Source organism: Neorhizobium sp. USDA 3394 (assembly GCF_056280385.1).
Window position 1 is genome coordinate 1,876,936 of the sequence record NZ_JBWCDU010000002.1, and the last position, 24,103, is coordinate 1,901,038.

At 63.0% G+C, this 24,103-nt stretch carries 19 protein-coding genes; 4 read left to right on the top strand and 15 right to left on the bottom strand.

The annotated features are described in order from the left end of the window. Positions 1 to 11 precede the first annotated feature (11 nt). From ACZ9EJ_RS30455 to ACZ9EJ_RS30475, 5 genes are read right to left on the bottom strand one after another with little or no spacing between them, the layout of a single operon-like run. Complete coding sequence (locus ACZ9EJ_RS30455) at positions 12 to 1,772, bottom strand: sulfatase family protein (RefSeq protein ID WP_046629655.1); 1,761 nt, start codon at positions 1,770 to 1,772, stop codon at positions 12 to 14. 4 nt (positions 1,773 to 1,776) lie between these two features. Continuing rightward, a complete protein-coding gene (locus ACZ9EJ_RS30460) occupies positions 1,777 to 2,589 on the bottom strand; it encodes an ATP-binding cassette domain-containing protein (protein ID WP_046629656.1) in 813 nt (270 codons plus the stop codon). After that, a complete protein-coding gene (locus ACZ9EJ_RS30465) occupies positions 2,586 to 4,349 on the bottom strand; it encodes a dipeptide/oligopeptide/nickel ABC transporter permease/ATP-binding protein (RefSeq protein WP_046629657.1) in 1,764 nt (587 codons plus the stop codon). Before ACZ9EJ_RS30465 ends, ACZ9EJ_RS30460 begins: the two co-directional genes overlap by 4 nt. After that, positions 4,346 to 5,287, bottom strand: coding sequence for an ABC transporter permease (locus tag ACZ9EJ_RS30470; protein WP_046640024.1), 942 nt, complete (start codon positions 5,285 to 5,287; stop codon positions 4,346 to 4,348). Before ACZ9EJ_RS30470 ends, ACZ9EJ_RS30465 begins: the two co-directional genes overlap by 4 nt. Before the next feature lie 12 nt (positions 5,288 to 5,299). Then, positions 5,300 to 6,808 carry an ABC transporter substrate-binding protein gene (locus ACZ9EJ_RS30475; protein WP_046640023.1) on the bottom strand — a complete coding sequence of 503 codons (1,509 nt, stop codon included), beginning with the start codon at positions 6,806 to 6,808 and terminating at the stop codon, positions 5,300 to 5,302. A 170-nt stretch (positions 6,809 to 6,978) separates the two neighbouring features. Here ACZ9EJ_RS30475 and ACZ9EJ_RS30480 point away from each other — a divergent pair, with 170 nt between their 5' ends. Further along, positions 6,979 to 7,929 (top strand): LysR family transcriptional regulator, encoded by a 951-nt coding sequence (locus ACZ9EJ_RS30480; RefSeq protein ID WP_046629660.1) that lies wholly within the window; start codon positions 6,979 to 6,981, stop codon positions 7,927 to 7,929. A gap of 133 nt (positions 7,930 to 8,062) precedes the next feature. Further along, positions 8,063 to 9,586 carry a sulfatase family protein gene (locus ACZ9EJ_RS30485; protein WP_080955714.1) on the top strand — a complete coding sequence of 508 codons (1,524 nt, stop codon included), beginning with the start codon at positions 8,063 to 8,065 and terminating at the stop codon, positions 9,584 to 9,586. On the opposite strand, the gene iolB is transcribed toward ACZ9EJ_RS30485, so the two are convergent. The 5 genes from iolB to ACZ9EJ_RS30510 form a co-directional block, all read right to left on the bottom strand. Continuing rightward, a complete protein-coding gene (gene iolB / locus ACZ9EJ_RS30490) occupies positions 9,583 to 10,392 on the bottom strand; it encodes a 5-deoxy-glucuronate isomerase (protein ID WP_046640022.1) in 810 nt (269 codons plus the stop codon). The genes ACZ9EJ_RS30485 and iolB overlap by 4 nt on opposite strands. Further along, entirely contained in the window at positions 10,389 to 11,300 is a 912-nt protein-coding gene (gene iolE, locus ACZ9EJ_RS30495) for a myo-inosose-2 dehydratase (protein WP_046640021.1), read from the bottom strand. The genes iolB and iolE overlap by 4 nt, the downstream gene beginning before the upstream one ends. A 1-nt stretch (position 11,301) precedes the next feature. Next, the gene (gene iolD / locus ACZ9EJ_RS30500) at positions 11,302 to 13,125 is read right to left on the bottom strand and encodes a 3D-(3,5/4)-trihydroxycyclohexane-1,2-dione acylhydrolase (decyclizing) (protein ID WP_046640020.1); all 1,824 of its coding nucleotides are present in this window, start codon (positions 13,123 to 13,125) and stop codon (positions 11,302 to 11,304) included. Then, a complete protein-coding gene (locus ACZ9EJ_RS30505) occupies positions 13,122 to 15,050 on the bottom strand; it encodes a bifunctional 5-dehydro-2-deoxygluconokinase/5-dehydro-2-deoxyphosphogluconate aldolase (protein ID WP_046629664.1) in 1,929 nt (642 codons plus the stop codon). Before ACZ9EJ_RS30505 ends, iolD begins: the two co-directional genes overlap by 4 nt. A gap of 129 nt (positions 15,051 to 15,179) precedes the next feature. Then, a complete protein-coding gene (locus ACZ9EJ_RS30510) occupies positions 15,180 to 15,992 on the bottom strand; it encodes a MurR/RpiR family transcriptional regulator (RefSeq protein WP_046640019.1) in 813 nt (270 codons plus the stop codon). A 169-nt stretch (positions 15,993 to 16,161) separates the two neighbouring features. Here ACZ9EJ_RS30510 and iolG point away from each other — a divergent pair, with 169 nt between their 5' ends. Then, complete coding sequence (gene iolG / locus ACZ9EJ_RS30515; RefSeq protein ID WP_046640018.1) at positions 16,162 to 17,157, top strand: inositol 2-dehydrogenase; 996 nt, start codon at positions 16,162 to 16,164, stop codon at positions 17,155 to 17,157. A gap of 283 nt (positions 17,158 to 17,440) precedes the next feature. Continuing rightward, the gene (locus tag ACZ9EJ_RS30520; RefSeq protein WP_046629667.1) at positions 17,441 to 18,481 is read left to right on the top strand and encodes a LacI family DNA-binding transcriptional regulator; all 1,041 of its coding nucleotides are present in this window, start codon (positions 17,441 to 17,443) and stop codon (positions 18,479 to 18,481) included. 3 nt (positions 18,482 to 18,484) lie between these two features. Here ACZ9EJ_RS30520 and ACZ9EJ_RS30525 read toward each other — a convergent pair whose 3' ends face one another. The 5 genes from ACZ9EJ_RS30525 to bglB are packed head-to-tail and all read right to left on the bottom strand — an operon-like array spanning position 18,485 to position 24,089. Continuing rightward, positions 18,485 to 19,543, bottom strand: coding sequence for a carbohydrate ABC transporter permease (locus ACZ9EJ_RS30525; RefSeq protein WP_046640017.1), 1,059 nt, complete (start codon positions 19,541 to 19,543; stop codon positions 18,485 to 18,487). Between the two features lie 2 nt (positions 19,544 to 19,545). After that, entirely contained in the window at positions 19,546 to 20,541 is a 996-nt protein-coding gene (locus tag ACZ9EJ_RS30530) for a carbohydrate ABC transporter permease (protein WP_046629669.1), read from the bottom strand. Beyond that, positions 20,528 to 21,646, bottom strand: a complete 1,119-nt coding sequence (locus tag ACZ9EJ_RS30535) for an ABC transporter ATP-binding protein (RefSeq protein ID WP_046640016.1) — start codon at positions 21,644 to 21,646, stop codon at positions 20,528 to 20,530. Before ACZ9EJ_RS30535 ends, ACZ9EJ_RS30530 begins: the two co-directional genes overlap by 14 nt. After that, complete coding sequence (gene pglB, locus ACZ9EJ_RS30540; protein ID WP_046640015.1) at positions 21,634 to 22,998, bottom strand: polygalacturonase PglB; 1,365 nt, start codon at positions 22,996 to 22,998, stop codon at positions 21,634 to 21,636. The genes ACZ9EJ_RS30535 and pglB overlap by 13 nt, the downstream gene beginning before the upstream one ends. Continuing rightward, on the bottom strand, positions 22,995 to 24,089 hold the full coding sequence (bglB, locus tag ACZ9EJ_RS30545) for a beta-galactosidase BglB (protein WP_046640014.1): 1,095 nt from the start codon (positions 24,087 to 24,089) through the stop codon (positions 22,995 to 22,997). The genes pglB and bglB overlap by 4 nt, the downstream gene beginning before the upstream one ends. Positions 24,090 to 24,103 lie beyond the last annotated feature (14 nt).

Sequence of the window (24,103 nt, forward strand, 5' to 3'; positions counted from 1 at the left end):
GATCCCTCCGTTCAAACCTGCTCTGTGAGCGCACGCTCGAGCGCCTCGAGCTTTTCCCGGTCCAGTTCCGGCAAGGCCGCTGCGGCCTGCACAAGCGTCTTTGCGGCGAGTGGGGCCGGCAGCGGCTTGTCCGCAAGACGGGGAACCTCCGCAATCAGGATGCGGCGCGCGGTTTCGTCGGCCATGAGTTTCGCGATCGGAATATTTGCCACTCGAGCCCCCGGGGGGAAATCGCTTGCCCGCGCCACGCTGCGCTGGCCGGAAACCACCTGCGCCCATTGTCTTTCGACCAGCAGGTGCTCGCTGCACACCGGTCCCGTCTCGGGAAGGCCCAGTCGTTCGAACTGATCGGACGGCGCATCGGAGGCGCGCATCAGATCCACGAGCAACTCGGCCATCCGCAATTCAACTCTATCATCTCTGAGCGGATTTTTCTGCTCCGGATCCGTCTCAAGATCGTAGAGCAGGGTCCCGAAGACCCAGGGTCCCCGGATTGTCCATCCCGGTATGCGCAGGACAGGAGCCCCTTTGGTGAAAGAGAAAGGCTGCGCGAGTTCCGCCTTCGACAGTTCGTCCGGGGAAAAGCGGGCGCGCATGTGGGTCGGCATCAACGTATATTCATGGAGCGGCAAATTGTCCTCGGCGGCGCAGCATCGCATGTAGACGTAACGGCCGTCGGTAACACATACGTGCCCCCCGAAATTCCCGAACAGTCCGGCCTTGCGGACCGGAGCATCGTTCCTGACTGTGTCGAGAAGCGGTTTTCCCTGCATATCGGGCGTTGGCCGGAGTCCGAAGAGGTCGAGCAGCGTCGGCGCTATGTCTATGGTCTGAACGAGCGCGGAGCGCCGTTCGCCGGCAACCCCGGCCCGCGGATCCCAGACGAAGAAGGGCGTGTGGATCGTCTCGTCGTACCACGGCATGACGGACTTGCCCCACCAGCCCCTTTCGCCGAGCATATAGCCATGGTCGGTGCAGACGATCAGCATCGTATCGTCCCACATGTTCTTTTCGTCCATCATGTCGAGCAGCCGGCCGAGATTGCGGTCGCACATCGAAAGCAGCGCCATATAGCGGTGCCGCGCCTGGAGAACCCGTTCGTCCGCCTCGGTGACGCGATCATAGGGCGGCCAGTCGAAATCCTCGCCCGTATCGGGGTAGAGCGCGTGATATTCGGCATAGCTGAAAAACGGCTCGTGCGGATCGAATGTCTCGATCTGCAGCATCCAGTCGTCCTGGCCGGCATTGTCCTTTATGAATTGAAGCCCGGCATCGAAGGTCCGGGTTTGCGGATGGTTACGCTCGTCCTTGAGATAGGTCCGGTTGATGGGGTCCTGCCGCCGCATCTGGTAGAGGAAGTCGGCGAGACGCCCGCGGTCGACACCTTCGACGATACCTTTCCAGAGGTCGCCCTCCTGGCCGCGAAAAAACTCGTGCGAGGAAAAGCGCGTGTGATAGGTGGCTCCGCCATCTTCCCAATAGTGCTGATGATCGGTGACCAGGTGGGTGTAGATCCCGGCGTTTCTCAGCAGTTCCGGCACGCTGTCATCGAACGGCTCGATCGGCGACCAGGACCGGTGGAGAAAGTTGTACCGGCCGGTATGCATTTCGCGCCGCGCCGGCATGCAGGGCATGGAACCGGCATAACAGCGGTCGAACGTGGCCGTCTTTTCCGCAAGCCGCCCGAAATTCGGCGCATGGGCGATCCTGTCGCCGTAGGGCGGCAGAAGGCGGCGGTTGAGACTGTCGAACATCAGGACGATCGCGCGCATCGGTCTAGGCCGTCATTTCGAGGGCGCGAAACGCGGCGCGCCGTTCCGCCTGCCTTGCGGGATCGGCAACCGGGGCGGCGAGAAGCAGGCGCTTCGTGTAGTCGTGAGCGGGACGCGCCGTCACCTGATCGCATTCTCCAAATTCGACGATCTCGCCGAAACGCATCACCGCAACCCGGTGTGAGATGTGGCGCACCGCGGCCAGATCGTGGGAAACGAACAGATAGGCGACTCCCGTCCGCTCCTGGATCTCGATGAACAGGTCCATCACCCGGGACTGGGTGGAAAGATCGAGCGCGGAGACCGGTTCATCGCAGACGATGAGGCGCGGAGACAGCGCCAGCGCGCGGGCAATGGCGATCCGCTGGCGCTGGCCGCCGGAAAACTCGCGGGCAAACCGTTCCGCCGCGTCGCTTGGCAGCGCAACCTGATCGAGCAGTTTTCGGACCTGCCTGGAGGCATCGGCACGCGAGGCGAGTCGGCGCGCGATAATCGGTTCCGTCAGGATGTCCTCGATCGTCATCGACGGATTGAGCGAGCTGTAGGGATCCTGGAAGACCGCCTGGATGGCCGCCTGGCTTTTGCGCGCACGGGGCGGCACCCCGGCGATATTCTCTCCGTCGAACACTATCTCGCCGGAGCTGACCGGGCCGATGCCGAGAATGGCGCGCCCGAGCGTGGTCTTGCCCGACCCGCTCTCGCCCACCAACCCCACGGTTTCGCCGGGGCGGATGGTGAGATTGACGTGTCTCAGGACATGATGGGCGCCGAAATGGACGTTCACGTCGCGGCAATCGACAAGGATCTGATCGTTCATGCGCGCATCTCCTCCGTCATCGGCGGTCGATATGTGCGGGTCTGCCCGTCCTCGAGAACGGAGTCGAGAAGCATGCGGGTGTAGTCGTGCGCCGGAGCGGCGAACAGTTCCGTCACCGTATTGGTTTCGACGACCCTGCCATCCTTCATGACGGCCACCCGGTCGCAACTATCCGCCACGACGCCAAAATTGTGGGTCACCAGCATGACCGCCATGTCGAACTCCTTTTGCAGATCGCGCAGAAGATCGAGCACTTCCGCCTGCACGGTTACGTCGAGCGCAGTCGTCGGTTCGTCGGCGATCAGAAGGTCGGGGCTGCAGGCGACCGCACCGGCGATCAGGACGCGCTGGGCCATGCCCCCCGAGATCTCGTGCGGATAGGCGCGAAATACCCGTTCCGGATCCGGCAGCTTCACGCGGGCAAGCAGTCTCAGCGCCCGCCGCGTCGCTTCCGCCCGGGAGATTCCAAGCACCGTCATCATCGGCTCGACAAGCTGGAATCCGATCCGGAACGCCGGATCGAGATTGGCCATCGGCTCCTGGGGAACATAGGCAATGCGCTTGCCGCGAAGTGCCCGGACCTCATGCTGGGAAGATTTTCCGAGATCGATACCGTCGAAGAGGATGGAGCCGGAGAGAACCCGACCACCCGGCGAGAGAAGTCCGAGGATGGCGAAGGCCGTCTGGCTCTTGCCCGATCCGCTTTCGCCGACGAGCCCCAGAACTTCGCCGCGCCGGAGGCTGAGGTTCACGCCCTTTACGACTTCGCGCCAGCCGTCGTTCGCAGGATAGGCAACGACCAGGTCCCGCACGTCGAGGAGCACATCGGGTGCGGCCTGCGGCAGCGGTTCGCTCGCCGCCAGGGGAAGGACCTTCGGCGCTCTGACCTGAACGCCGCCCTGCTGCATGCGGTCGCGAATGGCATTCGCAAGCAGCACCAGCGACGCCACCGTCGCCGTGATTGCCAGCCCCGGCCAGAGGATCGCCTGCGGCGAGACATAGATGTTGGAGAAGGCGTCCTGCAGCATGCCGCCCCAGGTCGGCGTGCTGGGGTCGCCCAACCCGAGGAACTCGAGACCGGACTGGACGACGATCGCAATGCCGGCGACGATGGAGGTCTGGATGACCACCGGCGCCCGCACGGAAAGCAGGATATGCCGGGTGATGATCCGGAGATCGCTGAGGCCCGAGACCCGTGCCGCGTCGATATAGAGTTCGTGCTTGACGCCGTTGACGAGATTGCGCGTCAGCCGGAAAAAGCCCGGCGACAGCATCACCCCGAAGACCGCCATCGACAGATAGATCGAAGCCCCGAGTGCCTGATAGAAGGCGAGCAGCACGATCAGCGCCGGCAGTGCCATGATGCCGTCGGAGATCCAGCGGGCCACCAGATCGAGCTTCCTGCCGTAAAAGCCGGCGAAGAGCCCCGCTGTCACCCCGATGGATGCGGCGATGACCACCGTGATCAGCGCGCCGAGGAATGTGTTGCGGCCGCCATGCACGAGACGGCTCCATATGTCGCGCCCCGAACCGTCGCCGCCGAGGAGATAACCGTCGCCGGCGACGGCGTTGACCTTGAATATCTGGACGGCGGAGGGGTCGTTGGGTGCAAGCAGAGGCGCGAAGATCGCCGACGCGACGACGACCAGCAGCGCCAGCGAGGCGACAAGACCTGTCGGATTGGTGAGCACCGAGCGGACGAAATGACGGCGCTGCGTAGCGGCGGGGATTGGCGCCTGGGCAGTGTTGATATCGCTCATGACATCCTCACCTTCGGATTTGCCCATGCGTTTAGGAAGTCGATCAGTATGTTCACCAGAACGACCACGATGATGAGGGTGACGACCACTCCCATGAGCACGGGAACATCGCCGATCAGCGCTGCCGAGACCGTCAACGAGCCCATGCCGGGAATGGCGAATACGCGCTCGATCACGGCGGCACCACCAAGAAGGGCAATGAACTGTACCGACAGGACGGTCAGAGCCGCCGGCATCGCATTGCGCAGTGCATGGCGATAGAGCACCGAGCGCGGGCTGACGCCGCGGGCGCGGAGCGTGCGCACGTAGTCCTGCTTGAGCGCATCGATAACCGCGCCCCGGATCTGCTGGGAGGCCGAGGCTATTCCCGAAAGCACCAGCGACGTTACGGGCAGCACCAGGGAAGCCGCCCAAGCGGATGGTGAAGCGCCGAACGAAACATAACCTGTTGCAGGCAACAAACCGAGCTTGACCGAGAAGGTGAGGACCAGCAGCAGGCCAAGCCAGAAGTTCGGCATGGCAAAACCCGCGACGCTGACGATCTGGATGACGCGGTCCGCCCAGCCGCCGCGGACAGCCGCGGCAATGCCGAGCATCGCCGAAAGCAGTGCCATCATCGCGACGGCGATCGTCACCATCGACAGGGTGACGGGCAGCCGGCTCGCAAGTGCCGATGCCACGCTCTCGCTCATCGTCCATGACGGGCCGAGGTCGCCGCGGACGGCATGGCTCACCCAATCGCCAAACTGGACCATCAGCGGTCGGTCGAGCCCCAGCCGGCTGTTCAGCGCCGTCACCTGGTCGGCCGTGGCATTCTCACCGAGGATGTTGCGGGCGACATTGCCCGTGGCGCCGAAAACCATCATGAAAGTTACGGTCGAGACCAGGCAAAGCAGCGCGATGCCGGAAGCAACCCGTTTCAGAAGATACCGTATCATCGGCGTCCGAACTCACTTTGCGGGCGCATAATTGCGCGGCCAAGGCACGATGTTCTGGGCCTGCATCTGCACCTTCACCTGCGCGTTGGAGATGTAGATGCTGTCGATGCGGAACCAGGGCGCAAAAAAGGCATTCTCGACCATGTATCGATTGGCGGCCTGCATCGCGGCATTCTGTTCCTTGCCCGGAGGCGTGAACTGGGCTTTCTTCAGGAGGGCCTCCAGCTTCTCGTCCTTTGCCTTGGAAGTATTCCAGGGGGAGTTTGCGAAGGCGAATTTGTTGAAGTCGGCCCAGGGCGACTGGCTGCCCAGACGGAAGAGGAACATCGGGTATTTGCCGGACAGCAACTCGGCGATCGTGACATTCGGCGGAACTTTCACCCAACTGACGGTGACGCCGATATCCTTGAGCTGCTGGGTGATGATCGGCGTGTAGGGGGCAAGCGTGCCGATATCCGGCATGGTGACGCTGAAGCCGTTTGGATACCCCGCTTCGGCAAGCAGCGCACGGGCCGCCTTCGGATCATACTGATAGGTCCCGTCGAGTGATGGATCAAAGGCCTCGCTCGGCGGAACGAAGGGCTGGTCCGTGACCTCGCCGTAACCCCTGGCGACGAATTTCAGGATCGCTTTTTCATCGAATGCCATATTGAGCGCGCGCCGGACGCGGACGTCGGACAGCGCCTTCACCATTTTGCCGTCGCGGTCGGAGAGAAACAGACCCAGCCAGTCCACGGGCAATCTGGAGACCGTCAGCTTGCTCGCTTCGGCCTCGGTGACGACCTGCCCTTCGCCCGCGCCAGCGTCCACCTGGCCGGATTTCAGCGCATTCATCCGCGCGCTGAGATCGTTGATCGGTGTGATCGTCATGGTTTCGAACGGGAAGGCGCTTGCATTCCAATAATCCGGATTGCGCTTGTAGACGTATTGGCGCCCGGTCACCGAGCGCGCCGTATCGTAGATGTAGGGCCCGGAGCCGACCGGAAGCATTTTGGAATCAGCCTTGCCGAGCGTCGCGGGGCTCGCCATAGCGCCGCCGACGGTCGCCAGATTGAAGAGCATGCCCGGATCTGGCTCCTTGAGATGCAGCTTCACCTCGACAGGGCCTACGATCTCGACACTCTTGATGGCGCCAGCCATCCAGGTGTTCTGCCCGACGCCATCGCGCAGGTATTCGAGGTTTGCCTTCACCGCTTCCGCATTGAAGGGCGTTCCGTCGCTGAACTTCACGCCTTCGCGCAGCTTGAGCGTCAGCTCCGTGCCGTCGCCGTTGAAGCGCCATTCGGTGGCCAGGTTCGGCATCGTCTTGCCATCGGGCGCCGTGTAGAGCAGCGTGTCGAAGACCGGCATCCAGTATTGGGCGCGATGGCCGATGGAAAGGCCGGCACGGTCGAAGGTGTCGTTATCCAGAATGCCGGCGAGCGCAAGCGTCTCGGGACTGTTCGCGACCTCTGCCTTGGCAATCGGCGGCACGGATAAAAAAGCCGCCGTCAAGGCGGACAAAATCAATCGGTTTCGCATGCTCTCCTCCCCGAGAGCCTGACTTGCCCGCTCCCCGGCCAGACAGGCTGCATGTAGCGAATAAGATTCTGCCAAATACACATTCTTGGCGTTCTAAAGTCATACCAGTTGAGGCAATGCACGAAAAATGCAATTAACGGCGCGACCGATAAACGAAGCTTATCACTGCCATGCTGGATCAGATCACCCACCTCTTCCGTCTGCAGGCGATTGTGGAGGAAGGCAGCCTGCGTCGTGCCGCCGAGCGGCTGAACCTTACGCAGCCCGCCCTGTCTCGATCTCTCGCCCAGTTGGAGGCCCATTTCGGGCGGCCGCTTCTGGACCGGCATGCACGCGGCGTCCGTCCGACGCTGTTCGGCGAGAGGGTATTGTCGGAATCGTTGCGGATGATGCGGCACTGGGAGGTGGCCGAGCAGGAGCTGATGTCCGACAGGGCAATAGGCAAGGCCTATCTCCGGATTGGCGCCGGACCGATGTGGCGTCCTGCAATCCTGCCCGAACTGCTCGTCGACATGCAGCGACGATTCCCCAAGATCGTGTTCGAACTAAGGAACAGCCGTTATGCGACTTCGCTCACCGATCTCCTGGAGGGGCGCCTCGACATGCTGTTCACGGGAGTGACCATCGATGATCCGCAAGACTTCCGCCTCGTCGCACTTGCGCTGACGAAAGTGATCAACAATGTGATGGCGCGCGAGGATCATCCGATCTTCGCCGCGCGCGATGGCGCAGGAGCGGTTCCACCGGAGCGCCTGCTCGACTATCCCTGGCTCGTCCATTCCGAGCTTCCGATCTATCAGGCAACCACGCAGCACGGTCTTTTCGAGCGGCTGGGGCGGGAGCCCGACATCCGGTTGAGCTGCGAGAGCCTGCATTCGACATTGTCCATTCTTCAGCGGAGCGATTGCCTCTGCCTGCTGCCCGATGCGGCCGTTCTTGCAACCTCCTGCCCGCGCATCGTCCCGGTGCCGGTCAACCTCAACTACAGGCATACGCGGACGGGGGTGATCTACCGCGAGGAACTGAGCGACTGGGCTCCGGTGCGCCAGATGATCGCACTCTGCAAGGAGCGGTTTCATCTCGATAACCCACCGGAGACCGGGCCTGGCGATCAGCAGTGATCAGTTTTGAGCATCGCTCGCTTCTGAAATTGCATTATTTCCGCATGGCCTGACGCTGTATCCTTGACCAAGGCGGTGGTGGGTTCGATGGTCGCGATCATACGTATTCCTGCCGCATGCGAGGGAGGAATACTTGCGACCGAATATCATTTTCATCATGTCGGACGACCATGCCGCGCGGGCGATCTCGGCCTATGGCGCAGGTCTCAACCACACTCCCAATCTCGATCGTCTCGCAAAGGAGGGTGTGAGGCATGATGCAACCTATGTCACCAATTCGATCTGCACGCCGTCGAGGGCCGCGATCCTGACCGGCACGCACAACCACGTCAATGGCGTCACGACGCTTGTGACGCACATGAACAATCGTATTCCCAACGTCGCCAAGCTTTTGAAAGCGGCAGGCTATCGCACCGGCATTTTCGGCAAATGGCATCTCGGCGAAGGACCTCTCCACGAACCGAAAGGGTTCGATGACTGGGCCGTCGTTCCTGGGCAGGGGGATTACTGGGACCCGGCCTTCATCGATCGCGAAGGCCGGCGGCGAATTCCGGGTTATGTCACCGATATCATCACCGACAAGTCGATCGATTTCATCGAAAAAGGCGATGGTCGCCCCTTCTTTCTGATGTGTCATCACAAGGCGCCCCATCGTCAATTCGTTCCCGACCCCAGATACAATCATCTCTGGGCGGAAGAGGATCTTCCGCTGCCGTCGACGTTCAACGACGATTATTCCGCCCGCGCGGCGGCGGCGGCGGCGGCCCGCATGCGCATTCGCTCCGACCTCAACTGGGAGGATCTCGGGCTCGTGCAGCCGGAGGGGCCGGCGACCGTCGCAGGAGAGCTGATGCTGGATCAGATCCCGGTTCGCCGCGTGCCTGAACTTAAAATCGGCGACAGCATCACCGTGGTATGCGCCTCGACCGGCCGGAACTACACCTTCACCGATCCACAGGCTTTCGCGGAATTCAAATACCAGCGTTACATGAAGCGCTATCTCCGGACGGTTCAATCGATCGACGACAATGTCGGTCGCCTGCTCGACTACCTCGATGAAAAAGGCCTGACCGAGAACACGCTGGTGATCTACACCTCCGACCAGGGCTTCTTCCTTGGTGAACACGGCTGGTTCGACAAGCGTTTCATGTACGAGGAAAGCCTGCAGATGCCGTTCCTGGCGCGTTACCCGGCGGCGATCCCGGCCGGCACGACCAGTCGCGACCTCGCCTGCAACGTCGATTTTGCCCCGACCTTCCTGGACTATGCAGGGGCGCGGACGCCTTCATTCATGCAGGGGCGGTCGATGCGACCCGTGCTGGAGGGGCGGACTCCGGACGACTGGCAGCAATTGGTGTACCATCGCTATTGGATGCACAACGATGCCATCCATGGCGCCTGGGCGCATTACGGAGTGCGCGACGCCCGCTACAAGCTCATCTACTGGTACAACGACGATCTGGGACAGCCCGGCGCTCGACCGAACGGCGCACCGCCGGAATGGGAGTTATTCGACTGCCTGGAAGATCCGCACGAGTTGCGGAACGTCGTCGACGATCCCGCCTATGCGGGAGTTTTTCGCGAGATGCTCGCCAAGCTCGACACCTATATGGCCGAGATCGGCGACATCGCCGAGCATCCCAGGCAACCGGCTTAGGGATTGTCCCTTCTGAAGATCCAGTCATGGTCCGGGTGGTTCTTGAACCGCCATTTGCGGATCGGGCCAGCCATGACGTTCAGGTAATACATCTCGTAGCCATAGGGCGCGCCGCAGGGGTGATGGCCCTTTGGCACCAGCACGAGATCGTGGTCGGAGACTGCCATGGTCTCGTCAAGCGAACCGTCTTCGGTGAAGACCCGCTGGAAGCCGAACCCCTGCGCCGGGTTCAGCCGATGGTAATAGGTCTCTTCCAGATAGGTCATGTCGGGGAAATTGTCCTCGTCATGCCGGTGCGGCGGATAGGAGGACCAATTGCCGGCCGGCGTGAACACCTCGGTGACCAGAAGGCTGTCGGCGACGTCCCTTTCCTCCATGGCGATCGGGAAGATGTAGCGGGTATTGGCTTGCCTGCCGCGGGTGTTGAGGGAAAGCCCTTCCGGTCCGATCACCGCCGCTTCGCGTCCGGGCTTGGCCGGCGCGGTACAGACGGCGAGCGTGCATTCGGTGGTTGCTTTGGCACTCCAGTCGGAACCGGCGGGCACATAGACGCAGTGCGGCGGCTTGCGCTCGAAGACGTTCATCCGGTCGCCGAGTTCGCCGAAAGCCTTGCCCCCGCCGGAAATCTCCGCCTTGCCCTCGATCAGCACGAGGATAACTTCGGTATCGCCGGTCTTTTCCGCAGCGCTTTCGCCCGGCTTCAGGCGGTAGAGGCCAAAGCCGACATACCCCCAGCCGGCATCCTTCGGCGTCACGTCATGCACCTTGCCGGATGCGCCGGTCGGCTTGCGCAGCAGGTTGGTCATGCGTTGCCCCTCCCCTTGTCGAGGCCGGCGGCCTGGGCCATCGCCTTCAGCGAGGAAAGACCCATGCTCTGGTACTCCAAGGGATTGCGAACGTCCGGGTCCTGTTCCGCCTCGATCACCAGCCAGCCCTCATAACCATGGTCGGCGGCGACCTTCAGCACCGGCGGGAAACTCACGCCGCCTTCCTTGTCGCCCGGGACGGTGAAGACGCCACGGCGGACACCTTCGAGGAAGGAAAGACCTTCGCTCCGCACCTGCGCGGCGATATCGGGCCGCACGTTCTTGGCATGGATATGCCCGACGCGGGCCATGTGGTTTTTCGCGGCGCGCTCCGGGTCGCCGCCGCCGAACAGGCAATGGCCGGTATCGAGCAGGAGCTTCGCGTGCGGGCCGGTATGGGCCATCAGCCTGTCGATCTCGTCTTCGCTTTCGACGATCGTGCCCATATGGTGATGGTAGACGAGCGTGACGCCCTGCCCGGCTGCGAACTCCGCCAGCGCCTCGACGCCGGCACCGAAGGATTTCCAGTCGCCGTCAGCGAGTTTCGGACGGTCATTGACGGCCTTGCCGTCGTCGCCGTGGATCGCGTTCGACGTCTCGCAGACGATGATGACCTTCGAACCCATCGCCTTGAGGAGATCGAGCGCCGGCTGCATCGCACGTTTCTCGTCCTCGACGGAGTTGACGAGCAGGTTCAGCGAATGCCAGCCGGAAACATAGCGCAGCCCGCGCGGCTCCAGCACGGCCTTCAATGCTGCCGGTTCCTGAGGGAACTTGTGGCCTTTCTCGATGCCGTCGAAACCGATCTTCGCGGTCTCGTCCAGGCACTGGTCAAGGCTGATATGGGCGCCGAGCGAGCGGTCGTCGTCATTCGACCATGCGATGGGATTGGTACCGTAGAGGATCATGTCAGCGTCTTTCCTTGAGTGCCGCTTCATAGGCGGCGCGAGCTTGCTTGACTTCAGCGCGGCCAGAGACCTCCGGCACCGCGACGTCCCACCAGTACCCCCCGCCTTCGGGCGTCGGATAGGGATCGGTGTCGATGACGATCACGGTTGCGACCTTGGCTTCCCTCGCGCCGTTCAATGCCGCTTCCAGGTCCGCGATCGAGGAGACCTTGCGGGCATCGGCGCCCATTGCGGCGGCATGGGCGGTGAAATCGATCTCCATCGGATTCGCCTGGTTGGTGTGGGCATAGAGATTGTTGAACTGCTCGCCGCCAGTCGCCATCTGCAGCCGGTTGATGCAGCCGTAGCCGCGGTTGTCGGTGATCACGACGGTGATCTTGACGCCCATGGCGACGGCCGTCGCAAGCTCCGAGTTCATCATCATGTAGGAACCGTCCCCGACCATGACGATCACGTCGCGATCCGGCTCCGCCATCTTGATGCCGAGCCCGCCGGCGATCTCGTAGCCCATGCAGGAGAAGCCGTATTCCATGTGATAGGAGAGCGGCCTGCCCGCCTTCCAGAGCTGATGCAACTCGCCCGGCATGGTGCCGGCCGCGCACATGACGACCGTGTTGTCGCGCGAGGCGCGCTGGACTGCGCCGATCACCTGCATGTCGGTCGGCAGAAGATTGCCGTCCGTGGGGGCGGCGGTGACCGCATCCGCCTTGGCAAACCAGTCTTCCTTCAGGCTCGCATCCGCTGCCCCGAAACGATGATCGCCGAGCGCCGCGCTGATGAGCTCCAGTCCGACCTTCGCGTCCGAAACGAGCGGGATGGCCTCGTGCTTGGCGCTGTCATAGGGCTGGACATTGAGCGACAGGATACGGCGCGTGGGGTTCTTGAAGAGCGCCCAGGAGCCGGTGGTGAAATCCTGGAAACGGGTGCCGACGCCAATCACCAGATCGGCATTTTCACAAACGGCATTGGCGCTCGAAGCGCCGGTCACGCCGACCGGGCCGAAATTGGATGCATGGTCCCAGGACAGCGCCGACTTGCCGGCCTGCGTCTCGACGACCGGGATATTGTGCCGGCTCGCAAACGCCGCGAGCGTCCCGGTCGCGCCGGAAAAATGCACGCCGCCGCCGGCGACGATGACCGGGTTTTTTGCGGCCCTGATCGCCTCGACCGCACGTCCAAGCTCGTTCTCATCCGGCCGCGGCCGGCGCCAATGCCAGGTCTTCGGCTCGAAGAAGCTTTCCGGATAATCATAGGCTTCGGCCTGGGTGTCCTGGCAGAAAGCCAATGTCACCGGGCCGCAATCGGCGGGATCCGTCAGGGTCCGCATGGCGCGCGGCAGCGCGGTCAGAAGGTGTTCCGGCCGGCTGATGCGGTCGAAATAGCGGCTGACCGGCCGGAAGCAGTCGTTGACGCTTGCAAGACCATCGCCGAAATCCTCGATCTGCTGCAGGACGGGATCTGGGCCGCGATTGGCAAAGACATCGCCCGGGATGAGGAGCACCGGCAGGCGGTTCACATGCGCAAGTGCGGCCGCCGTCACCATGTTGAGCGCGCCCGGTCCGATCGAGGAGGTCACCGCCATTGCTCGGCTGCGGCGCAGCTGTTTCGAATAGGCAATCGCCGCGTGGGCCATCGACTGCTCGTTCTGACCACGATAGGTCGGCAGGTCGGACCGGATACCCGCCAGCGCCTCGCCCATGCCGGCGACATTGCCATGGCCGAAGATAGCCCAGACACCGGCGATGAAGGGAACACCCTCCTCCGTCATCTGGTTGGCGAGATAGCGCACCATCGCCTGCGCCGCGGTCAATCTCACTGTTTTCATCGGCCGTTTCCTCCTCCGCTGCCTGCTCTTGCGCGCGCCGTGTCCCAGGCCGTGCAGAGTTCGCGGTATTTACGCACCATGTCGGCGATCGCCTCTTCGTCGCCGATCGCGCCGGCAAACCAGCGCCGCGCGGCATCGCCAAAAATCGTCCGACCGACCGCAAACCCCTTCACAAGATCGAAGCGTGCCGCAGTGGCAAAGCTTTCCTCCAGCTCCGCCATCGGCGCATCGAGCCCGAGCACGACGATGCCGCGCACATAGGGATCGTGCTTCTCGATCGCGGCGCAGGCATTCGCCCAGGCGGCCTCGCTCTTCATCGGCTCGAGCTTCCACCAGTCGGGATAGACGCCGATCTCGTAAAAGCGCTCGATGATATCGGCAACGGTTCGATCGTTGACCGGTCCGACCTTGGAGGGGATCACCTCCAGCAGCATTTCCAGCCGGTTGCGGCGGGTGGCGGCGAACAGGCGCTGGATCACCTCTTCCTGTTCCTCCCGCATCTCGGCCGGATCATCGGGATGGTAGAAGCAGAGAACCTTGGCGACATTCTCGACCGGCCATTCCGCGATGCCGCCGAAATCAGGACCAAGCTCGGGCTCCAGGGTAAGCGGGCGCGAGCCCGGCCATTCCACCGGCCGGCCGATCCACAAGCCCGTGCCCGTCGCCTTGTAAAGCGTCTCGCGGCCAAGCCGCCCATCGCAGAGAATACCGTAGCCCTGCCTGCCATCCGAAACGTCGAGCGCGGCCTTCAGGCAGAGTGCCTTGAACTCGTCGATCCGCTCCGAACTCTGGCCCGCCTCGTCGGCGATCGTTTCGAGCTGCATGCGGTGATCGAAGGCGAAGACCCGCAATTGCGGCCACTCGCCCGTCCGGTTGGTCGACCAGTGAACCTGCTCCAGCGCGCCGTCCTTGCGCAGCGCCTTGTCCCGGATGCCGGTGCGAAAGAAATACTGCAGCTCTTCCCAGCTTGGATAGGCCGGCGTGCAGCCGTGGCGCGAGACGGCGAAGGCGCCGCAGGCATTGGCGTATTTCAGCGCCGTCGGCCAGTCCTCGCCGGTGAGCCAGCCCTTCAGCAGACCTGCCATGAAGCCGTCGCCGGCGCCGAGCACGTTGAAGACCTCGATCGGAAAACCTTGGCCGGTTTGCCCCTTGTCGAGACTGTCCGGAATCTCGCCTTCGAAGACGACCGCGCCCATCGGCCCGCGTTTGCAGACCAGCGTCGCCTTGGAGACGGCACGAACCGCCCTCAGCGCCTCGAGCGTATCGGTCGAACCGCCGGCGATATGGAATTCCTCTTCCGTACCCACCAGCAGGTCGAACAGATGCAGGCTCGATTGCAGCTTGGCGGTCACCTTGCCGGACTCGATAAAGCGGCTTTCGCCGGCCTCATGGCCCGCAAGGCCCCACAGGTTCGGGCGATAATCAATGTCGAGGGCCGTGCGGGCGCCATTCTCGCGGGCGAGCCGCAGCGCCTTCAAGACGGCGGCTTCGGTATTCGGGTGGGAGAGATGGGTACCCGTGGCGCAGACGCAGCCCGCTTCTGCAATAAAGCCGGGATCGATATCGTCTTCGCAAAGCGCCATGTCGGCGCAGTTCTCGCGATAGAAGATCAGCGGAAACTGGTGCTGGTCGCGGATGCCGAGCAAAACGAGCGCCGTCAGGCGCTCGGGATCGGTCCTGACGCCGCGCACGTCGACCTTCTCGCGGATCAGCTGCTCGCGAATGAACCGGCCCATATGCTCGGCGCCGACGCGGGTGATCAGCGCCGATTTCAGCCCGAGCCTTGCCGCACCCGCGGCGATGTTGGTCGGCGAGCCGCCGATATATTTGTTGAAGGAGGCCATATCCTCCAGACGCCCGCCGACCTGCACGCCGTAAAGATCAACGGACGAACGGCCGATCGTGATGAGATCCAGTGACGCCAAGATTTCCTCCCTCGCTGCGGCGGGACTCCATGCCCCGTCGATAGCGCCCGGAACCGGCCGATCCTCCCCGGCCGCCTCCAGTCAGAAATGGACTATAAATTCCATTTTTTAAGATTTCAACATAAACATTCACTCGGATCGCTTTGTGCCCACCGCGACCGACAGCACGATGGCCAGACAGAGTGTCGCCGACAGCGAACGGAACGCGCCGAAATCAACCTCCGAGACTGAAAGTGTGATCGTTTCGAACTTCCGCAAGGGGCTGACGATCGTATCCGTCAAGGCCACGACCGGGATGCCGCGCGCGCTCACCGCCTCGACCATATCGACCGTCTCTGCCGAATAGGGAGAAAAGGTGACCGCCAGCAGCACGTCGCCGGTCCGGATGGCATTGTGGTTGTCGAGCCCGCCGACGCCGGAATGCAGCATGGCCGGGACGTTCATCTTCTCGAACGCATAGGAGATGTAGCTTGCGACCGGAAAGGAACGCCTGAGACCGATGATGTGGATCATCTGGGCTTTCGCCAGGGTGTCGACGGCGTCGTCCAGGGTCTTTGCGTCGATCGTCTTCAGGAGGTTTTCGAGCGACGCGCGGCCCGCATCGACGAACTCGCCCAGCAGCGCGGAAGCGCTGCCCTCGGCCTTTTCCCGCAGATGTTTCAGTCGCGTCGAATAGTCCGGCCAGCCGCCCGCGTAGAACTCGCGAAACAGCCGCTGCATTTCGGAGAACCCGGAAAAACCGAGAATCCGGCAGAAGCGCATGAAGGCCGACGGCTGTACGCCCGCGCCTTCCGCCATCTCGGCCACCGTAGAGACCGCAATCCGGTCCTTGTTGGCCGCGACATAGTCGGCGCATTGCCGCAGCCGCTTCGGCAGGCTTTCCGAAACGTCGATCAGCCGTTCTTCGAATTGCTTGATGCTGGTCGGCGCCCTGTCCTCCATTCGGTTCTTCCGTTCTCCTTGACATGGATGAAATCACAAACTAGCAAAAATAGAACATATATTCCAAATTTCGATTTGGACAGTCTGAAACGCAGCAGGGAAAACGGCTGCGTCGCCCGCGCGCAGGCGGGCCTGGCTGAAACAGCGGACAATGTCACGGGAGGACATCATGGTCACGAAACTGGCGCTTCTTGGCGCAGGCCGGATCGGCAAGGTACATGCGCGCGCCATTGCGCAGGACAAGCGGGCGAAGCTCGTCGCCGTCGTGGATGCCATGACCGATGCGGCGAAGGCAATTGCCGACAGCACCGGCTGCAAGGTCAGCACGATCGACGCGGTCGAGGCCGATCGCGATATCGATGCCGTCATCATCTGCACACCGACCAATACCCATGCGGACCTGATCGAACGCTTCGCCAAGGCCGGCAAGGCGATCTTCTGTGAAAAGCCGATCGACCTTGACGTGGACCGCGCCAAAGCCTGCGTCGAGACGGTGCGCAGAACCGGCGCCAAGGTGATGCTCGGCTTCAACCGCCGCTTCGATCCGCATTTCCGCGCCGTGCGACAGGCGATCGACGACGGCAGGATCGGCAAGGTCGAGATGGTGACCATCACCAGCCGCGATCCCGGCCCGCCGCCGGCCGAATATATCAAGGTTTCCGGCGGCATTTTCCGCGATATGACGATCCACGACTTCGACATGGCGCGTTTCCTGCTCGGTGAGGAAATCCACAGCGTCATGGCGTCCGGCGCCGTGCTGGTTGATCCGAAAATCGGCGAGCTTGGCGACTATGACAGCGCAAGCCTCATCCTGACGACGAAAAGCGGCAGGCAGGCGATCATCTCCAACTCCCGCCGGGCAAGCTATGGTTATGACCAGCGCATCGAGGTGCACGGATCGCTCGGCTCCGTCGCCGCCGAAAACCAGCGGCCGGTCTCGATCGAGATCGCCAACAAGGACGGCTATACCCGCCCGCCGCTGCACGACTTCTTCATGACCCGTTATACCGAGGCTTATGCGGCGGAAATTTCCGCCTTCATCGACAGCCTCGAAAGCGGCTCGGAGCCCTCGCCTTCCGCCGAAGACGGCGTGATCGCCCTGGCGCTCGCGGACGCGGCCCTGCGGGCCGTCAAGGAAGGCAAGTCGATCGTCATCGGCCAATAATCACAGGCAGCTGGCATCAAAGACAGGTGTTAAGGCGGGGAGACGAAAGGGCTTCCACAATAACGGCGGGCGCGGCTTTTCCACAAACGGCCGCGCCAGGATTGTCTTGCGCTGGAGCCACGTGAGCATGCATGATGGACGAAGTTCATCGCATCAGGGGATGAGGTATCCGCTCCGGCCACGAGCCTTGCGCGGAGATGTCCAAATGGCCTGCACGATAACGTGAGAAATTGCTTGCTCGTATTGGTGCTTCAGAAGCCGGCTTAAATCGAAAGAAATTCCGTTGAAAGCCAAGATAGGCTTGAAAGATGTGGCTCTGGATGCCGGTGTTTCGCTCAGTACCGCGTCCCATGTTCTCAACGGAACCGCGCCCATATCCGTGGAAGTTCGAGAGCGGGTGCTCAATTCCGCGCAAAGGCTGGGATATCTGGAACAGCGCAGAAGCCGGGCGACGATCGCCACGCTTCGCACGATCCTCCTGGCGATCACCAGCGAGGCGGCGCCTCACAGCGACGTCAATCTCGTCAGCTGGACGATGCTCAACAGCCTGCGCCAGGAATGCGAGCGCCTCAGCATCCGGATCGTCCCTTTCGTCAGCGCCGGCAGCCGGATCGACGCAAACGAGGTGCGCCGCATGGCGCAGGCCGAAAACGTCGACGGCATCGTCATCCTCAACGACGACCGGCCGGAACTGATCCGCGCCCTCGCCGCAGGGCCTGCGCCGCTCGTCATCCTGAACGGTGAGGACCCTTCGATGCTGGTCGATACGGTCACCGGTGAAAACCGCTTCGGCGCCTGCCAGGGAACCGAGCACCTGCTTTCGCTCGGCCATCGCCGCATCCTGCATCTGACCTGGAAGGGCAGGACCACCATCCGCCGCCGGTATGACGGCTACGCCGATGCGCATCTCGCAGCCGGCCTTGCCGTATCGCCGGAGATGATCGTCGAGGCGGAGGGATACGAACCCCACCAGGGCGAACAGGCCATCCGCCAGTTGCTTTCCGACGATCGCAGCCTGCGTGGCGCGACGGCGATCTTCTGCGCCGCCGACAACCTGGCGCTCGGCTGCCTGAGGGCGCTGGCCGCATTCGGTATCCGCGTGCCGGAAGACATGTCCGTGCTCGGCTTCGACGATATCGTGCCCGGCGAGTTCAGCACGCCGCCGCTCTCGACGGTCCAACTGCCGACCGACCGGCTGGGGGCGGCCGCAATCAGCCTTCTGGAGCAGCGGCTCGTCGCCAACGATCCGCTGCGGCCGGCCTATCGGCTGGAACTCGGCTGCAAGCTGGTGCTGCGGGGCAGCGTCGCGCCGCCCCGCCGGTGAACCTCACTTCATTCCCGTGCCTGCAATGCCGGTCGTGATGTATTTCTGCAGGAACAGGAAGACGACCGTGACCGGCGCCAGGCTCAGGAAGGTCATGGCGAGGATGTAGTTCCACTGCACGGAGAACTCGCCCTGGAAGGCATTGAGACCGACTTGCAGGGTGAAGTTTTCCCGGCTGCTGAGCACGATCAGCGGCCACAGGAAGTCGTTCCATCGCCACAGGACGGAGAAGATCGCCAGCACCGCGAGCGCCGGCGCCGTCAGCGGCAGGACGATGCGCCAGAAGATCCGGAACTCGCTTGCCGCGTCGACACGGGCCGCCTCGATGAGTTCGTCTGGAATGGTGAGCATGTACTGGCGCAGCAGGAAGACGCCGGTCGGCGAGGCGACCGTCGGGATGATGATGCCCCAGAGACTGTCCACCAGGCCGACGCCGACAACGACCAGATAGGCCGGGACCATCACCACCGTCAGGGGGATCATCAGCGTCGAGATGATCAGGACGAAGATCGCCTTCTCGCCCCGGAACCGGTATTTCGACAATGCGAAAGCCGCAAGCGCATTGACGACAAGCGTCAGCAGTGTCGCAACGAAGGTGACGAAGACCGAATTCTGCAAAAAGGTGAGGAAGTCGAACCTGGTAAGCGGATCGGTATAGTTCTCCATCGCGATGGTGAGCCGCTGGACCGGCGCGATGTTTTTGACATCGACGCTGACCGGCGGTCCGGGATTGCTCGGATCGATCATCTGCGCTTTCAGCCCGATACGCCGGACCATCGCCATCTCGCGCCGCTGACCGTCGACATCGACGGTCCAGAGGCTGAGCGGGGCGTCGAAACCCGGTACCGTCTGCTGAACCGCCGCACGCGGCAGCAGCGTCGGCGGAAAGCGGGTGATCTCGGCGGCCGGCTTGAACGAGGAAAGGCCCGCCCAGACCACCGGAACGAGCACGGCAAGCGTACCCAGGATCAGCCAGGCCCAGGAAAGAATGTCGGTGACGCCAATCCGGCCCCGCCGGCGGGTGCGTGTCAGGAAGGCGATGGGGGATAGGCCTTGCGACATGGTCAGGACTCCATCTTGCGGCCAAGCCGCAGCTGTATGAGCGTCAGGGCCAGCAGCACGAGACCCATCAGCACCGACGCCGCCGAGGCGAGCCCGAAAAGGCGCAGGTCGCTGCCGAAGGCCATCTGGTAGATGTACTGCACGATGAAGCTGTTTGCGGTGCCGGGCCCGCCGCCATTGGTCAGCACCCAGGCTTCGTCGAAGATCTGGACCGAGCGGATCATCAACAGGATCAGCACGACGAGCAGGTTCGGCCCGAGAAGCGGAAGCGTGATGCGGAAAAGCGTGCGCCGGGGCGAGGCCGCATCGATCGAGGCGGCTTCGTAAAGATCCTTCGGAATGGCCTGCAGGCCGGCCAGAAGGATCAGCGTATAGAAGCCCATATGGAACCAGACGGAAACGACGACGACGAAGAAACGCGACCAGCCGACGTCCAGCAGAAAGATTTCCGGCGGTACGCCGAGCATTTGCAGGAAGGCGTTGAGCAGGCCGTTGCGGTCCAGGAACCATTTCCAGATCAGGCCGATGACGACCGGGGACAGCAGGACGGGATAAAAGAACATGGCCCGGAAGAAACCGCGCGCGGCCATCGCCCGGTTGAGGATGAGAGCCGTCACCAATGCCACGAGCAGGGTCGCGGCGACGTTGAAGCCGACGAACCAGAGCGTGTTCCAGACCGCCGTCCAGAACAGGGACTCGCGGCAGCTCCCCGGACGAAGATAATCTTCGCACTGCAGGAGCTGGCGGAAATTGTCGAAGCCGACGAAAGGCCGCTCCGACACGAACAGGCCGGTGCCGCCGGTAAAGGCATAGCCAACCGCGATGGCGATCGGCAGGAAGGTGAAGATGCCGAAAAGGATGAGATTCGGCGCGAGGAACAGATAGGGCATCCGCTTCCTGCCCATCAGCCGCTCGAACCCGTTGATGGGCGCCTCGACGACGCCCATGACGAAGTCGAGGGCGCGGCCGCCGAGATCGGTCGCCTTAGGCGTGCTCATGGACATCACTCCGCTGGCTGACCGACTGCGGCAAGGCGAGGCCACTATCGGGATCGAAGACGTGCACCCGGCCGGGTAACGGCATGATCCGCAGAAGGTCGCCGGGCCGTGGCGCGAAATGGCCGGTCTGATGAACGATGATCTGTTCGTCTCGCCCTTCGAGCGTCCCGTAGACATAGGTCTCGGTTCCAAGGCTCTCGTGATACTGGACGACGAACGGCAGTCCTTCATCGCCGACCGCGAAATGCGCGGGCCGTATGCCGACAAGCACGGCCTGGCCCACTTTCGCCGCGGTGGGATCGATTGACGCTGTGAGCGGCGCGCCGTAGCCGGCGTCGATCGTTATCCCGGCCTCGCCAAGCGCCGTCACCTTGCCCTTCAGCATGTTCATCCGCGGCGAGCCCAGGAAGCCAGCCACGAAGAGGTTCCTCGGGTTGTCGAAAAGTTCGAGCGGCGTTCCGACCTGCTCGATCCGCCCGCCGTTCAGGACGACGATCTCGTCGGCCATGGTCATCGCCTCGACCTGGTCGTGGGTGACGTAGATCATCGTCGTCCTCAACTGGCGATGCAGCCGGGTGATTTCGGCCCTTGTCTGGACGCGCAGCGCCGCGTCGAGGTTCGAGAGCGGCTCGTCGAAAAGGAAGATATCGGGGTTGCGCACGATGGCGCGTCCGATCGCGACACGCTGGCGCTGGCCGCCGGAAAGCTGCCGCGGCTTGCGATCCAGATAGGGTTCGATCGCCAGCATGCGCGCCGCCTCCCCGATCCGCGTCTCGATTTCGCTGCGCTTGAATTTCAGGTTCTCGAGCCCGAAGGCGAGGTTCTTGCGCACGCTCATGTGGGGATAGAGTGCATAGGACTGGAAGACCATGGCGATCTTCCGCTCAGCCGGCGAAAGCTGGACGACGTCACGCCCGCCGATCTCGATGCCGCCGGCGCTGATGTCCTCCAACCCCGCGATGATCCTCAGAAGAGTCGACTTGCCGCAGCCGGACGGGCCGACGAAAACGACGAACTTGCCGTTGTCGATCGTCAGGTCGATGCCGTGCAGAACGGTTAGCGCGCCGAACGCCTTGGTGACATTCGTAAGTTTCAGATTTCCCATTCCCTGCTCCCGTCAGGTTCAGTCACTTTATGGATGACGCTTTGGACGTTCCAGCCTTCCGGTATCGGTTGCGGCCTTTCGAAATGCGTCTCCTCGATCGTAATCCCCTCTATGCCGGCGGTGAAAAGCGCCGGCATGCCTCCCGGGTAGTCGACAAGGCCGACCACCCGTCCGTCCGCACCCTTCGTCCATGCATTCGCGCGCCCGGCAGCGTCCGCGCTCGGTGCGATATCCGCGTTGGTCGGCCTCAGATCATAGCGAAGTCCCGTTCCAAGCAGGCCTCTTCTCTGCCGCAGCCGCAGCCGCGAAAGCCTGACGCCGTGGATTTTCGCGGCGGAGGTCGAAACGAGCGCGATCGCCCCGTCCATCTGACCATGGAGGTCCTCGACGACGAGGTTTCGAACGGCGCCGGCACGGCGGGTGGGAATGCGGTCCACCACCGTCACCGTCAGCGCTTCGCCCGATCCCCAGAAGCCGTCGAGCGTCTCGTGGCAGTCGACCTCTATCCGGGAGAAGCGGATGTCGGTCATGTGCCCGCCGTCGCGCGAAAACAGGCCCAATCCCCGGTTTGACCCGTGGACGCGGCAGTCCTCGAAGACGACGTCGGTGAAATCGCCGAAGGACTCCGTGCCGAGTTTCAGCGCGCAGCTGTTGCTTTCGACCACGCAGCGTCGCACGAGCACGTTTTCGCATTGCCCGATCGCCTGGCCGTCCGGTCCGGCGCTGGTCTTCAGGCAGATGCCGTCATCGGCCGTCGATATGACACAGTCCTCCACAACCGCGTACCGGCAGGCGTCGAGCACGAGGCCGTCGGTATTCGGCATGCGCCGGTTGTTCGACACCTTCACGCCGCCGACATAGACGTCGTCGCAATTGACGAGGTGCAGCGTCCACATTGGCGAATCGAGGATTTCCAACCCCTCGATCCGGACACCGCGGCAGGATTCGAAGACGACCACCCGCGGGCGGAACTCCGCCGGTACAAGGGTGCCCATCGCCTCGTCGTTGCCGGCGATGAAATGTTCGCCGCCCGCCTCGATCCGCCCAGGCCCGGTCAGGGCTATGCCCGTCGCGTTTCTGGCAGCGATCATGGCCCGGTTCGACTTCTCGGCGACAACCGACACCGACGTCTCCCCGTAAGCCCCGTAGTCGGCCGCCGGGCGCAGGATCGCACCCTTTGCCAGATGAAGCTCGACGCCGGATTGCAGCCTCAGCCCGCGCGTATTGTGGGTGCCTTCTGCAAGTTCCACACAGCCGCCTCCACGTGCTGCGACCTCATCGATCGCCGCCTGAATGCGCGCCGTCTCATCCTCCTGCACGGGCTCGATGAGAAGGGACGGGAACCTGTTCATGCACCCTCCTCGCCCTCGAGCAGGACTTCCGTCAAAAGCAGCATCGTCAGCGCCTGCCCGTAAGGGGTCGGCAGGTTGGGGATCCGACGATAAAATTCCAGGTCGTGCCCCATCGGCGTGCCATCCGAAACGCCCTGGACGACGCCCTCGTCATCGACCTGGGAGAGCACGGCCGAAAGCGCCCGCTCCGCATGCACCCGGTTGGAAGGATCGAGGATGCCCGCGTCGATGCCGCGCAGGATGCCGTAGGCGATCCCGGCCGTCGCCGATGTTTCAAGGGGCGATGTCGGGTCGTCGAGCAGTGTATGGAACATGCCGTCGGGGCGCTGCAGCCGCTTCAGCGAGCTGACCTGGCTCGCAAGCACGTTCGAGAGGAAACGCTTGTCCTTTTCCTCAAGGTCGGGAACGAGCTCGAACAGTTCGGGAATGGCAACCGTGATCCAGGCGTTGCCGCGCGCCCAGAAGGCCCTGGCGAAATTGTGCCGGCCATTGAAGGTCCAGCCATGATACCAGAGGCCGGTGACCGGGTCGGACAGATAGCGGGTATGCACCATGAACTGGTAGACGGCCTCATCGATCCAGTCGCGACGCCCGCAGGCGACGCCCGCCCGTGCCAGAAACAGGCCAGCCATGAACAGCGTATCGTCCCAGAGCTCGCCGTCGTTCAATCGTTCCTTGACGACATGTTGAAAGCCGCCGTCCTCGGTCTTCGGAAGCCGGTGGACGAGCCAGTCCGCCCAGTCCTCGACCAGCGCGCGGAAGTCCGGCCTGTCGACATGGTCGATAAGGATGGCGAGCGGCAGCATGGGCGCCGTGCTGTTGATCTGCCGCGGCGGCAGGCCCCGGCCGATTTGCCGGCCGTACCAGGCGACCAGATCGTCGATGGCCTTCCGGTCGCCGGCGGCAAGCGCACGGCGCAGGAACCCGTAGAGGCCGACGCCGACTTCCCAGTCCCATTCGTCGAACTGGATACCGCCGTCCGCATCGGCACCGGCAAGGCCTTCCTTGATGCCCTTGAGGCGGCTGAACGCAACCGCGACCTGATCGATCGTCTCCTGCAGGGCCGGTTTGTTGAAGGTCATCGAATCCATCGGTCGGAATGTCC

Coding starts and splice junctions, on each gene's coding strand:
- ACZ9EJ_RS30455 (WP_046629655.1), bottom strand. CDS start 1,772: ATGCGCGCGATCGTCCTGATGTTCGACAGTCTCAACCGCCGCCTTCTG.
- ACZ9EJ_RS30460 (WP_046629656.1), bottom strand. CDS start 2,589: ATGAACGATCAGATCCTTGTCGATTGCCGCGACGTGAACGTCCATTTC.
- ACZ9EJ_RS30465 (WP_046629657.1), bottom strand. CDS start 4,349: ATGAGCGATATCAACACTGCCCAGGCGCCAATCCCCGCCGCTACGCAG.
- ACZ9EJ_RS30470 (WP_046640024.1), bottom strand. CDS start 5,287: ATGATACGGTATCTTCTGAAACGGGTTGCTTCCGGCATCGCGCTGCTT.
- ACZ9EJ_RS30475 (WP_046640023.1), bottom strand. CDS start 6,808: ATGCGAAACCGATTGATTTTGTCCGCCTTGACGGCGGCTTTTTTATCC.
- ACZ9EJ_RS30480 (WP_046629660.1), top strand. CDS start 6,979: ATGCTGGATCAGATCACCCACCTCTTCCGTCTGCAGGCGATTGTGGAG.
- iolB (WP_046640022.1), bottom strand. CDS start 10,392: ATGACCAACCTGCTGCGCAAGCCGACCGGCGCATCCGGCAAGGTGCAT.
- iolE (WP_046640021.1), bottom strand. CDS start 11,300: ATGATCCTCTACGGTACCAATCCCATCGCATGGTCGAATGACGACGAC.
- iolD (WP_046640020.1), bottom strand. CDS start 13,125: ATGAAAACAGTGAGATTGACCGCGGCGCAGGCGATGGTGCGCTATCTC.
- ACZ9EJ_RS30510 (WP_046640019.1), bottom strand. CDS start 15,992: ATGGAGGACAGGGCGCCGACCAGCATCAAGCAATTCGAAGAACGGCTG.
- iolG (WP_046640018.1), top strand. CDS start 16,162: ATGGTCACGAAACTGGCGCTTCTTGGCGCAGGCCGGATCGGCAAGGTA.
- ACZ9EJ_RS30525 (WP_046640017.1), bottom strand. CDS start 19,543: ATGTCGCAAGGCCTATCCCCCATCGCCTTCCTGACACGCACCCGCCGG.
- ACZ9EJ_RS30530 (WP_046629669.1), bottom strand. CDS start 20,541: ATGAGCACGCCTAAGGCGACCGATCTCGGCGGCCGCGCCCTCGACTTC.
- ACZ9EJ_RS30535 (WP_046640016.1), bottom strand. CDS start 21,646: ATGGGAAATCTGAAACTTACGAATGTCACCAAGGCGTTCGGCGCGCTA.
- pglB (WP_046640015.1), bottom strand. CDS start 22,998: ATGAACAGGTTCCCGTCCCTTCTCATCGAGCCCGTGCAGGAGGATGAG.
- bglB (WP_046640014.1), bottom strand. CDS start 24,089: ATGGATTCGATGACCTTCAACAAACCGGCCCTGCAGGAGACGATCGAT.